Annotated in this window: 10 protein-coding genes and 1 riboswitch; all 10 genes read left to right on the top strand. The window is 37.0% G+C overall.

From position 1 onward, the window contains the following. Nucleotides 1–104: 104 nt before the first annotated feature. The 10 genes from NAG76_20785 (at nucleotide 105) to NAG76_20740 (ending at nucleotide 13,322) form a co-directional block, all read left to right on the top strand. Complete coding sequence (locus NAG76_20785) at nucleotides 105–1,109, top strand: LacI family transcriptional regulator (protein ID URN94230.1); 1,005 nt, start codon at nucleotides 105–107, stop codon at nucleotides 1,107–1,109. A gap of 93 nt (nucleotides 1,110–1,202) precedes the next feature. Further along, complete coding sequence (locus NAG76_20780) at nucleotides 1,203–2,360, top strand: SEC-C metal-binding domain-containing protein (GenBank protein ID URN94229.1); 1,158 nt, start codon at nucleotides 1,203–1,205, stop codon at nucleotides 2,358–2,360. A 106-nt stretch (nucleotides 2,361–2,466) separates the two neighbouring features. After that, nucleotides 2,467–2,661, top strand: a riboswitch (cobalamin riboswitch). Nucleotides 2,662–2,799: 138 nt separating this feature from the next. Then, nucleotides 2,800–4,452: an S-layer homology domain-containing protein gene (locus NAG76_20775; protein URN94228.1), complete on the top strand. Its 1,653-nt coding sequence runs from the start codon at nucleotides 2,800–2,802 to the stop codon at nucleotides 4,450–4,452. 68 nt (nucleotides 4,453–4,520) lie between these two features. Further along, on the top strand, nucleotides 4,521–5,480 hold the full coding sequence (locus NAG76_20770; protein URN94227.1) for a DUF4430 domain-containing protein: 960 nt from the start codon (nucleotides 4,521–4,523) through the stop codon (nucleotides 5,478–5,480). A 100-nt stretch (nucleotides 5,481–5,580) separates the two neighbouring features. Continuing rightward, nucleotides 5,581–6,156: a hypothetical protein gene (locus NAG76_20765; GenBank protein ID URN94226.1), complete on the top strand. Its 576-nt coding sequence runs from the start codon at nucleotides 5,581–5,583 to the stop codon at nucleotides 6,154–6,156. 235 nt (nucleotides 6,157–6,391) lie between these two features. Further along, complete coding sequence (locus NAG76_20760) at nucleotides 6,392–7,222, top strand: flagellin FliC (GenBank protein ID URN94225.1); 831 nt, start codon at nucleotides 6,392–6,394, stop codon at nucleotides 7,220–7,222. A gap of 313 nt (nucleotides 7,223–7,535) precedes the next feature. Next, entirely contained in the window at nucleotides 7,536–9,854 is a 2,319-nt protein-coding gene (locus tag NAG76_20755; GenBank protein URN94224.1) for a glycoside hydrolase family 9 protein, read from the top strand. A 67-nt stretch (nucleotides 9,855–9,921) separates the two neighbouring features. Next, entirely contained in the window at nucleotides 9,922–11,124 is a 1,203-nt protein-coding gene (locus tag NAG76_20750; protein ID URN94223.1) for an MFS transporter, read from the top strand. 97 nt (nucleotides 11,125–11,221) lie between these two features. Continuing rightward, the gene (locus NAG76_20745; GenBank protein ID URN94222.1) at nucleotides 11,222–12,214 is read left to right on the top strand and encodes a zinc-binding alcohol dehydrogenase; all 993 of its coding nucleotides are present in this window, start codon (nucleotides 11,222–11,224) and stop codon (nucleotides 12,212–12,214) included. 28 nt (nucleotides 12,215–12,242) lie between these two features. Continuing rightward, the gene (locus NAG76_20740; protein ID URN94221.1) at nucleotides 12,243–13,322 is read left to right on the top strand and encodes a LacI family transcriptional regulator; all 1,080 of its coding nucleotides are present in this window, start codon (nucleotides 12,243–12,245) and stop codon (nucleotides 13,320–13,322) included. Nucleotides 13,323–13,580: the final 258 nt, after the last annotated feature.

The following is a 13,580-nucleotide window of genomic DNA, read 5'->3' as shown; positions in this document are numbered from 1 at the left end:
CAATGTCGAGATGGTATCGACTTGCTGGGTAGCCTCTTTTATTAATATGGAATTAATCATATAATAAAGAAAATATGGTCTTATGACAAAGGTTGATAGTTATTGTGGATAAAAAAATTGTAGATGTTGCTAAACGTGCGGGTGTGTCTCCAGCAACCGTATCAAGAGTGCTGAATGACAGTCCTCTTGTGAAAGAACGAACCAAGGCTAAAGTACTTGAAGCGATTAAAGAGATGGATTATCATCCTAATGCTGCCGCTAAGCATCTGCGCTCACAGCGGACGATGAATCTTGGTGTTATTGTGCCTGAAATTAACATAGCCTACTTTGCTGAAATTATTAAAGGGATTGAAAATATGGCCTATGCTCGTAAATATAAGGTCATCATTTGTGATTCTAATAACAAGTCTGAGAAGGAACAGGAGTATTTGAGTTTACTTGCTAATCGTGCGGTAGATGCAATGATTCTCGTCACGCCGCTTAGTGATAACGAAGTTCTTTATGATTATGCTGACAGAGGATATACAATCGGTGTTATAGGTAAAACCGTCACACATGACCGTATTCCAACATGTAAGACAGATAATGTGAAATTCTCGACTCAAGTTGTTAATCATCTGATCGAGCAGGGTCATCAGCACATTGCTTACATTGGAGGGTTTCCAGATTCAATCGAAACTTATGAACGATTAGAAGGATATATGCATGCACTTAAAGAGCATCATATACCGTTTAGACCAGATCTGATTGATAATGGAGACTTCGATGAAGAGGGCGGTTATGCTGCGTTATTACGCCTTATTAACAAGAACATACCGATTACAGCTGTATATGTCGCCAATGATGAGATGGCGCTTGGGGTATACAAGGCGTGCAGGGAGAAGGGAATAATTATCTCTGATGAGCTTGCTGTTGTTGGTGTAGATAATACTAGAATTGCGCATTATTTATTGCCACCACTTAGCTCTGTAAAGCAGCCTAAAAATACAATGGGTGCGATAATGGCAGAAAAGATTATCGATTCTTTGACAGATAATGAGTTTCTAGACAAAATGCATTTTATTATCGATTCAGAGCTAATGATTAGACAATCTTCTTTGGGGAAATAGTTTAACACATCGAATATATAAAGTGTATATTGTGAATATGGTATCAGTACTATATGTAGTAGAGAAATTAATTAAATAGATTGAGGGTTGGACATGAAGGAAGCATCTGAAACGTCAATATATCATGCTTTGAATATAGAGTATGCGATTCATAGTGAAGCTAAGCACAAGCTAGCTGAACTGTTAACACAAGTTAAAAAAGAAGATTTAATACAATTTGCGAAGAAATTAAGATTAGTAGGTTACTCTAAACTGAATAAAGAAGATTTAGTGGTTACCTCAACACAACATCTTGCAAATAAAGAGTATTTAGTTGAAAGTCTTATGTTGTCGACGGATCAAGAACTTGAGTTCTGGCAAGATGTATACCATAATCCAGAACAATTGACGGTAGAGATCATACCTGGAAAGTACCGCTTCCTTCAAATGCAAGGTATATTGTACTCATTCTATCACCAAGAGAAGCTTACCTTCGTAATTCCTGCTGAAATCAAAGCTCTATATGATGAGATAGATTGGAATGAAGTATTGGAAGTTAGAAAACAGAAACAGCTAGTTCTTCAATATATCTTATCAGCATCCCATTTATATGGAACCATTAGCCTTCAAGAACTCGTTGATCTATATAGTAATCAAAATGGGCAAGAGATTACAATGGATGAATTTGAGAACATTGCTCATTTCTATTTACAAAGATCACAAACCTTTGATTGGTACAATGGTCGATTCATATGTACTTTTTTTGATGAGGAAAATATGGATGAACATGAAGCTTTACTTGAACTAGTGAAGGATAAACCAAGATATGTTCCAAGTAAAGAGGACTTCTTAAAGTTCGCAGATGATTTGTATTTTGAAATTACTCCTAGCTATACGAGGCTTTATCGTCACTTAATTGATGAGTTACATGTCAATGTTATGTTAGCTAAGGAAATTATTGATGATGTACAGTTTGCTTGTTCGATCGAAGCGCCTTTAAACGATATTGTGTTCGAAATTGAGAAAAGAGATGTAGTATTCAAAGACATGAAGCAAATCCAAAAAATAACTGGATTGGTTATAGAATTATATAATGATACGAGACTATGGTCTAATGTTGGCTTTACTCCTGCAGAGGTAGCGAGTTTCTCGCAAGAGGGACAAACACAACCGCAGGAACTTAAACTGGTAAATGGTACTAATAAGATTGGTAGAAATGATGCTTGCCTATGCGGTAGTGGGCTTAAATATAAAAAATGCTGTGGCAAATGAGTTGATCTATACAAAATTAAATCCGTAATGTAAAGTGTTTTCGTATGTAATACGAGAACAATATTACCATGACAAATAGTGTTTACTAAGCTATGATGAACAAATAATTATATATCCAACTTTAGGTGCCAATGTTGATTCGATATCGATTCAATATTGGTTAAAAGGGAAGTGGGTGCAATTCCCACGCGGTCCCGCCGCTGTAAAAGAGGAGTTTATGTTAATGCCACTGGGTAACTGGGAAGGCAGCATAAATGATGATCCTTAAGCCAGAATACCTGCCTAATGTGTCACACCAATTTTTCTACGATGGATAGGAAGGTGTTTATTTTTGCGTGCAAATGATGAGCTATCGCAATTTTAAACCTCTTGTCTTTAGGTAAGAGGTTTTTTGTTATGACTATGGATCTAATAGAGAAGCTAGAGAGGGGTTTAGATAGTGAGAAGAAACAAATGGTTAGCAGGGGTGCTGATTGTAAGTTTAATTTTATCGATATTTATGTCTAATGTATCTGTAACATTGGCAAATAATATTTCCAGTAGTGAAAGCTCTAATAGTGTGAATGATCAAAATCAAACGTCTAAGCCTTCAATTAAAGTATTATACAGTGATTATAATACAATCTCACCTTGGGCAGTTGATGCCATCCAACAAGCAACTAATGAGAGTATTATTCAAGGAAGTAACGGTAAGTTTAATCCAAAATCATCGATAACTAGAGCAGAATTTACCAAAATATTAGTAGCACTACTTAATCTAAGCACAGATATTGAACCATCTATATCCTTCGGTGATGTTACAACTAAGGATTGGTTCTATCCTTTTGTTAACGTAGCTTATCAAAACGGTCTTATAAACGGTTATAACAATAAATTTAATCCACAGGCAACCATTACTCGTGAAGAGATGGCTGTAATTATAGCAAGAGCGTTAAAACTGACAACCGATGTCTCTACAAGTTCAATTAAAGACATCGATAAAGTATCATCTTGGGCTAAGCTAGATGTTGAAGCGGTCGTTGCATTAGGAATAATCGTTGGTGATGCAACTGGCTTTAATCCTCAAGCTGCAGTGACGAGAGAAATGGCGGCGGTAGTAGCTGTTCGATCTTATTTATATAAACAGGACACTGATGCTTATATCGCATCGCTAGAAGTTACTAAAATTAATAATCAAATACAAAAGACAGCTAAGTTTTTACTAAGTTCAGTAACTGATCCTGTTTTAGCTAGTGTTGGTGGCGATTGGACGGTGTTCGGTTTAGCTCGTTCTGGTCAGCAAATTAATCAAGCCTATTACAATAATTATTATGGAAATGTAGAACAGACACTTAAAGATAAAGCTGGGAAACTACATAATGTAAAATACACAGAATATGACAGAGTGATTTTAGCACTAACTGCGCTTGGTAAAGACATCAAGGATGTAGCGGGCTATGATTTGAGAAAGCCACTTGCTGATTATGAAACATTAATTAAACAAGGGATCAATGGTCCCATCTTTGCTCTTATAGCTCTAGATAGTAACAATTATGAAATTCCTATAGTTGAAGGTGTCAAAACGCAAACAACAAGAGAGTTGTTAATTCAATTTATATTGGATAGAGAAATATCTGGTGGAGGTTGGGCACTAGGAAGTGATCCTACGGCAGCAGACACAGATATTACTGCGATGGCTATTCAAGGATTGACACCATATTATAAGACTGATGCAAAAGTGAAATCTGCAGTTGATCGTGGTCTCAAATGGTTAGCAAATGAACTGCAATCTGATGGTGCTTATACAAGTTGGGGTGCGGCTAACTCTGAAAGTATTGCACAAGTAATCGTAGCATTGACTGGCCTTGGAATTAATCCTGATAAAGATACAAGATTCATTAAACATGGTGAATCTATTGTAGACGCACTGCTAGGTTATACCGCATCTAACGGTGGATTTTATCACGTGAAATCTGGCGGATCAGATAATGGAGGTGCAAAGCCAGGAGAAGTTGATCTAATGGCGACGGATCAGGCTTTCTATGCCCTGGTTTCCTATGAGAGATTCATTACTAATAAGAACAGACTTTATGATATGACAGATGTAAAATAAACATTTGCACAGTGAGCAGAGGCATATATTAGTGCCTTTGCTTAATTGTGTAATGTGGAGGTTATTCGATGAATAGAAAGAAATGGTTAACAGCGATTGTGATCGTTAGTATTCTTGCTGTAGCATTTTTCTGGGGGGGAGACTTCCAGAAAAAAACAGTAACGATAACTGATCCTCTTACTGAAGTTGCAGATTTAAATGCGAATGTTGATATTGCAGATGGAAGTAGCAATATGAGAGATTCCGAGCTGATTATAGGTGATAAAGAAGTCAATGACGCACTTAGCACGGACGGCTCTAATGAAAAAGAAGATGTAACGAATGAGTCTAGTACGGATAGCAATTCCATAGAACCGAATCCAACTGATGCGGTTGAGAATGAAACAAAGGAAGTAACGGGAACAGAGCAACAGACGAAACCGGTTGATGCAATTTCCTCTTCGACTAGTACTCCAACGGTTAAACCAACGACTACTCCTGTCATTACGCCGAAAGCTACTGTATCTCCAGAGAAAACTGAAAAAGAAAAATATGAAACAGATCCTGTTCCATCTGGAAAACCAAAGCCAGTTGAATGGCAAGATGTTGAAATTGATAAGAAAAAAGAGTTTACCGTAACTCTTTCTGTTTCAGCAGCAACGATTCTTAATAATCTAAATATATTTAATGAAGATAAGCTAGAGGTTCTTCCGAAAGATGGCATCATATACGCTGCAAAAAAAGTTGTTTTCTATGAAGGAGAATCAGTGTTTGATGTTTTACTGCGAGAGATGAAAGCCAATAAGATTCATATGGAATTCGAGATGACACCTATCTATAACAGTAACTACATTCAAGGAATCAATAATATATACGAGTTCGATTGTGGTGAATTAAGTGGATGGATGTATAAAGTTAATGATTGGTTCCCGAATTATGGAGCTAGTCGATATACATTACAAGATGGAGACATTGTGGAGTGGGTATATACTTGTGATTTGGGTCGGGATGTAGGAGGTTACGTTGCAACATCGGGTGATTCGAAATGAGGATATATGGGTATATAATGAAATAAGTTAAGCATTAAAGTTGGGAAAAAAGTACATACTGAAGTATAATACGATAAAATAGAAGAACATGAGGTGTAAGATGACAACGAGAAAAAGCAGATTACGTACATCATTTAACGTGTTATTACTTATGTCATTAAGTTTAGGAATGTTAGTAAGTGGTTGCTCAAATACAAATACTGATGCGAATCCTAAAGAAGTAATTACTCCTTCAGTAGCACCGTCACCGATGAATACGACAACAGCACCTTCAAACTCACCAACAGCCACCAATGAAACACCGATAAATAATGATCAACTGAACAAAACTATGATTCCTGAAGGGGTTACTGTCAAAAAAGTTATTAAAGAGGTTACGATAAATAAAGACTATCTGAAGAAAGTCGAATTACTTACAGATGGCGGAAAGTTAATCACTATTTCAGACCCTAACGGTGAAATAGTTATGGAAAACATTGAATATGATGGAGTAATCAAATCGGTCAATGGAGATAAGATTATCGTTCAGGTGGAGCAAGGTCAAGAGAAGACTATCGTTATACCAAGTGAAATTATCATTGAGGATGAAGATAATCTTGGAATGAAAAGTGGAGTACAGATTGAATGGGTTATCAATGCTGAAGGTCATATTGAAAGTGTAGAATTAGATGACTGATTATATAACAAGTCGGTAATTGCTAAACCATATAGATAGTAGATTAAATAATACCACTCCCTCTTAGGTTAAAACCTAAGAGGGAGTGGTATTTTATTATCGCTATAATATGAAATCAACATACTTTCGGAATTGCTTTTCTGGAAGTTACATAATAATTTTCCTTATTGTATAATAAATTTGAGATCACTATAATAGAAATATAAGAATACAATATCTAGAGGGAGGAAATTTCATGTATATTAGAACGAATGTTATGGCACTTAATATTCTCAACAATTTATACGCTCATAATAATCAAATTTCTAAATCTATGGAAAGACTTTCTACCGGATATCGTATTAATAGAGCAGCTGATGACGCTGCAGGTTTAGCTATTTCTGAAAATATGCGATATCAAATTAATGGGTTAAATCAAGCTTCTAGAAATATTCAAGATGGTATTTCGTTAATTCAAACGGCTGAAGGTGCTATGCAAGAAATTCATGCAATGATTCAACGAATGGGTGTGTTAGCGAATCAATCTGCTAACGGTACTTATTCGGACGCGGATCGAGTAAAACTTCAATTAGAATTTGCTCAATTAAAGGAAGAAATTAATCATATAGCTGGAAAAACGAATTTCAATGGAATAAAGCTACTTAACGGTGATCTGACATTACCTGGACAGGGATTAATTATACAGGCAGGATCAGGCGCTGATGATCATATTATTTTTGATATGCCGAATATTTTGGATGCAGTTGCTGGTATAGCTGGACTCGATATATCGACTGCTGTAGGTGCTGGCGCGGCAATGGGTGCTTTAGAAGGAGCGGTAGATGATGTGTCAACCGGGCGTGCGAAGCTTGGTGCGTATCAAAATAGGTTAGAGCATCGATATAATAGCGTAGTTAATATGTCAATAAATCTAAGTAGCGCTGAATCTAGAATTAGGGATGCAGACATGGCTGAAGAAATGATGTTACTTGTAAAATCTCAAATGTTAGCTCAAGTAAGTGTTGCTATGCTCGCGCAAGCTAATATGATGCCAAGAAATATTTTGAAATTACTTGAGGCTTTATAATAATTGAATTAGTAGAACCCATGCTGATTAGTATGGGTTCTTTTTTGTTTGGCAATAACTAGCCATTTCATTTCAATAGACTGCATTTGTTCATTGATATTATGAACAGATGCAGCTTTTTGTTTATATGTTCAATATTAAACTAGCTGCCCTTCGTAAAAATAATCCCGTTGACTAATTCGTTTTCTCTATGCTAATGTGAGTGTGTAACGTTTCACATTTTGTTTTTAGAATGAATTGTAAGCGTAATCTATATCGGCATTAATTCAAAGAACGCCAATTTACCGAAATGATGAAAGGACAGTGAATCATAATGTATACAGAGTTGCAACAACAGCTTGAGAAGAGTCGATTTTTGCGTGAAGGAATGCAACCCGATATGACTGCTTCGGGAGAAAAGCGGTGGAGAGAGAAAAAAGTTAACCAACGAAAAATGATTGAGTTTGCATCTGTATCGCTTAATCATCAAGGTCCAGGGCATTCGGAGATAAGTTATGATTATGTTAGAGATGAAGCGCGAAGCTTATTGATCCAGACGCCAACTACATTGTCAGTAAAAAAAGACAATAATCGTGCATACGGGATAAGTCAATGTATGATTAGTTTTGAAAAAAAAGATTTAAGCGCTTATAATCGGTTATCCGTATGGGTATATATTGATGCTCCTGGTTTTCATGCCGTTTATTTGGAAATGTCTATTCATAATAAGGGTAAAAATATTATGCCTAAGCCTGGGCGATTTGAAGGAACACATCATCCGTGCCTTGCCCCGGGTCAATGGCATCATGTTGTCTGGGAAATCCCATATATATATCGTGATTGTGTAGAAGGGGTTTCCTTAGCGGTGCCGCTACTTGGAAGCATGCCTAATACTGCGAAGGAGTTGAAAGTATACTTCTCTGATCTTAGCTTTGAAGTGGTGGAAGAGGAGAATTATCTAGGGTTTAACCTTCGGAAAAATAGTATTGCTTATTGCCATAGTGGTTACCGTGAAGAGGCTCTCAAAGAAGCGCTTGTCCAACATTGCGATTCAAGTAACTTTCAATTACTAGATACAGAAGGTCTAGTAGTTTATGAAGCAGAAACATTGCAGTTAAATGATGACTTTAAAAAGATGGATTTCACTAATTATAAAAAATCAGGATGGTATACGTTACGTATAGGAGATATTAATTCTCGTCCTTTTGCCATAGGTAACGATGCATATTTATCTGCTGCTTGGAAGACGCTTAATTTCTTTAATCTTGAGCGTTGTGGTGCTGATATTCCTGGTGTTCACACAGCTTGTCATCTGGATGTGCTTTGTGTTCATCCCGACGGAAGAACACTTCCTATATCAGGTGGGTGGCATGATGCAGGCGATGTTTCTCAAGGGCTTACTAATACTATAGAATCAGCCTATGCGATGTTAGAGCTGGCGGTTGCAATAAAGGAGAAAGAAACAAGTCTCTATGTCCGTTTGTTGGAAGAGGCTAGATGGGGATTAGATTGGATCATACGAACTCGCTTTGGTGATGGATATAGAAATACTGGTTGCATCATTGGAATTTGGACTAATAATGTGCATGGAGATCATGATGATATTCGCACGGAAGCGAAAAATAATGCTATTAGTAATTTGAATGCGGCAGCTTTATGTGCGAAAGCTGCTGGAATATATACCGAGGACGCGAACTTTTCGGCTCTTTGCCAACGAGTAGCGATAGAAGATTTTGCATTTGGTTTAGAAGAAATCGAAAGCATGCTTCCTCACAAGCGGGAGATTGATCTATTTGCTCAAGCGTCTATAGCTGGTTACGAGTTATACGTTTTGACAGGGGAAGAACATTATTTGGCATTCGCAGTTAAATATGCGCTGTTAATTATCGAATGTCAGCAGTTAGAGTTAAGAGTAGATTTTGAGACTCCTTTATCTGGATTTTTCTATGAAAGTCGCGCAAAATCAAGAATATTAGCTTATTTCCATTCGAGCTTAGAACATGCGCCAATGCAAGCGTTAGGTAGATTGTATACAATTGCACCGAATCATGCAGATGCATTGCTGTGGAAGAGAAGTATGGAACTTTATGCTAGCTATATTAAAACAATTGCACATATGGTTGAGCCGTATCGTGTTTTACCTAATGCAATTTATGAACTGAATAATTGTGATTTTACAGGATTATATCACGAAGGTGATAATTCTGTAGGTCAGCCTACCTTGGATGAGTATAATGAGCAAGTATTGCAAGGAATTCAATTGAATGATACCCATTATATTCGGAGATTCCCTGTTGCTTATCAGTTCCGTGGTTTTCATGCTACGTTGATGGGCAAAGCGAAAGCGATTGCTTTTATTGATGAAGCGCTACCGGATAAAGAATTAAAAGATATTGCAACGCGTCAAGTCGAGTGGTTGTTAGGTTATAATCCATTTGCAATAAGCAGTGTCTACGGTGAAGGGTATGATTATCATCCGTTGTATGTCGCTTTTTCTGATCAGCTAGTTGGAGCTGTTCCTGTAGGCTTTGAGACGTTTGAAAATTTAGACGAGCCTTTCTTCCCAATGCAAAACGCACCTACCTATAAAGAGGTGTGGGTTCATACTACCTGTCGCTTAATGTGGTTAATTGCAGACTTGAATCGTACTTAGAACGTTTGCAATCGTTTCGTTTTGAAAAATAGATAGTGTGAATTGAACGGCGTGGAGGACATCGTATATGGCAATAAAACCTGGGATTCGTAATAATATAATCTTTTCGTTTGTGCAGTTAATGTATTGTGCAGCAACGGCAAAATCAGTATTTACAGTGTTATATCTCCAACAAAAAGGTTTAAGTAATACAATTATCGGCTTAATTATTTCAATAAGTGCAGTTATCGTTATTTTTCTACAACCATTATGGGGATATATTAGTGATCGTTTTAATGCTAGAATCCCAATTCTTATCGCCTGTTTTACTATGGCTACGATTATGTACTGTATGTTATTAACTACAGAAGTACCAATTATTTTGGGGGTAATTCTTGTATCAGTTAGTTTTTTTGAGTGCGCGATTGCATCGATACTAGATGTTTGGATATTAGCGCATGTAGGTAAAAACTATGGTTCAATTCGTCTATGGGGATCGATCGGCTTTTCTGGTGCTGTTCTCATATATTCACAAGTTGTCGGCAGTGGAACGATTGCGTCAATGTTTCCTGTCTACATTATAGTGTCTATACTAACGCTGATTGCATTCTTTCTGCTTATTCGATACGCAGGTAGCAATTTACCGATCAAAGAGGAGAGAAAAAAACTGAAATTTTCTCCGAAATTACTTATCAGTAATAATCGATATATGTTGTTGTTATGTTTTGTTTTTATGCTCTTTTTACCTAATTCTCCAGCTAGCACTTTTCTTCCAAATTTATTTCAAGCAACAGGTGGCAGTGTAGAAATGTACGGCTGGAGCAATTCTTTTAGAGCTGCTGCTGAAATTCCTGCCTTTCTGTTTGGGGCATTATTATTAAGGAGATTCGGTCATGTGGCTATGATTTTCTTTGCCTCTAGCTTATATTTCATGTCTCAACTGTTGTTCGCTTTAGCGGAGTCGCCTCTTCAAGTGGCACTGGGACAAATTATGCAAGGACCAGCTTATAGTCTATTATTGCTAGGGACATTAAACTATGTGTATCAGCTAGCGCCGAAAGATATGCAAGTAACAGCGCAAACTCTAGTAAGTGCAATCGGTATGGGGTTAGCTGCAATTGTCGGCAATTATAGTGGTGGATTAGTAATTGATAATTTTGGCATTAAGCCACTTTACTGGACGGGCATGAGTATTATTGCAGCAGCTATGCTATTGTTCTTACTGTCTTTCATGTGGGGGAAAAAGAATAATGATCATAAAGTTTCGATAATGAATGCAACTAGGGAATAATGACGTTGACATAATCGTTTTTACTATGCTAATGTGAGTGTGTATCGATTCACACTGATTGTAATGTAATCTTTCTAATTCTAAAGGAGTGCCAACTATGAACACAATTATTAATCAATGTGTAAAATTTGTATCAAAAGGCAAGGCTGAGCTACGAAAAGAGGAATTGCAATATGTTAAACTAGAAGGTACGAAAATACTAGGTAAAACACTAGTTTCATTAATATCTTCAGGTTCCGAGGCTGGTGGCTACATGGCAGATTTTAAGCCGGAACAGTATCCGATGGAAACAGGCTATGCGGCGATTTTGGAGGTGCTTGAGGTAGGTGATCAAGTTACAACAGTCGCAGTTGGGGACAAAGTATTTGCAAGCGCTCCTCATTCACTTTATAATATCGTCGATGTTAGTGATACTGTACTTATGCTTGAAGGTATGGAGCCGGAGGAAGCCGTTCTTTGTCGTTTTCCGGCAATCTCAATGACAAGTATGTTGAAAACTGGAATCCGTCCGATTGAACCTGTGCTTGTTACTGGTTTGGGAATTGTAGGATTAATGTGCGCACAGATGCTTCAACATTGTGGTTATCCAGTCTATGCTGTTGATCCTGGTGCGAATAGAAGGGAAATTGCGCAAGAGTGTGGAATACGGCATGTATATGAAAAAGTTCAAGATATTCCGGTAAAAGGAAATATCGGTCTTGCTGTAGAATGTTCAGGTGCTGAGCAGGCTACATTGAGTGCTTTAGAAGTGCTACGTAAAGGTGGCGAGCTATCTTTAGTAGGTGTTCCTTGGTATAGAGGTACAGATACATTTGCTCACGAATTACTTCAAAAGATATTCTACGGATTTGTAACAATTACTTCTGGATGGGAGTGGAGTATTCCGAAGCATCCCATCGACTTTATTCCTGCTAGTAATTATGGTAACTTTGCAGTATGCATGCAGTGGATTAAAGATGGTGACCTGAAGGTTAAAGGTATTTATGAATTAGCAGATCCCCGAAATTGTGATGCTGCTTATCAATCAATTCTAAGTAAGACTACCTCCAAAACATGTATTATCTATGACTGGAGAAATCTTGAATTATAATTGAAATTTTGTTTTAGGAGTTGTTTCAATGGCAACAATTAAGGATGTAGCGGAGCGTGCAGGACTGTCAACTACGCTTGTTTCTAGATATTTAAATGAGCGTTCTGGGGTGAGTCCAGCATCGAAAGAGCGTATTCGAACGGCTATTAAAGAGTTGAATTATCGTCCAAATGGGCTAGCTCGTTCCTTAGTATTGCAAAAAACACAAAGCATCGGAATTGTATTAGATAATTTATGTGCTCCTTTTGCTGCTAGATTGATATCTGGACTTGAGCAAGGAGCAGAAGATTTTGATAAAGAAAATAAATACAATGTAATGTTTTGCTCTTCAAATGGTGATTTAGAAAAAAAGAGACGTCATGTAAATTTTTTAACACAAGGAAGAGTTGACGGTATAATTATTTATGGTAGTTTAACATCAGATGATACGTTAATATCCGAATTAGCGGAATCAACTTTCCCCTTTTTGCTGATCGAGAATGACGCTGAAGGAATACAGGTAGATAAAGTCGTTATTGATAATGCTGATGGAGCTTTCCGAGCGACTGAGCATTTGATTAAACAGGGACATAAGCGGATCGCGCATATGGCAGGAAATATGAATTTAAAAATTACGTTAGAACGGATGAATGGATATATTAGAGCGCTACAAGACTATCAAATTCCGATTTCTAGTGATCTAATTATTCATCCTTCCTATGATCCAGAGGAGACTGTTTTTGATGATGGTGACCGCTTCCCGCGGGGGGATCGTTCTTACTACACCGCTGGATATAGAGAGATGAAGAAATTGATTAACGCAGGTAACTTACCTGATGCTATATTTTTTGCTACGGATATTTGTGCGTTTGGTGCAATGCAAGCATTAGAGGAGGCTGGGTTGTCTGTACCTGATGATATATCTATCATAGGTTTTGATGATGAGGATCCTGCAGACTACGGATCAACAAGTCCAAGAATAACAACGATGAGACAACCTTTATATGATCTTGGTTATACTGGTATTAAACGTCTTATTCAAAAGGTTAATACTCCTGAAATATCAGATGAACGAATAGTACTTAAAACTAATCTAATCATTAGAGAAAGTTGTAAAAGTAGGATATAAGACTGATATATAACGATACACACTTTTTCCTTTATATAGGTAAAACAAACAAAAAAAGCACTGATATCATTTGTCAGTGCTTTTTTTGTTTGATTATTACACAAGTTATTAATATTTATTCGGTATGTATAATAAATATTTTGAAATTCATTAAAAAGTAAGCGGTTTCCTGTTGACGATTGGTTTGAATTCTGATATATTCTATTTACAAACGGTGTGTATCGTTACACATTGCGAATAATTATGATACTCGACAGG

It is taken from the genome of Candidatus Pristimantibacillus lignocellulolyticus (assembly GCA_023639215.1).
Classification (GTDB): domain Bacteria; phylum Bacillota; class Bacilli; order Paenibacillales; family Paenibacillaceae; genus Pristimantibacillus; species Pristimantibacillus lignocellulolyticus.
This window is presented reverse-complemented; position numbering and strand designations above follow the sequence as displayed.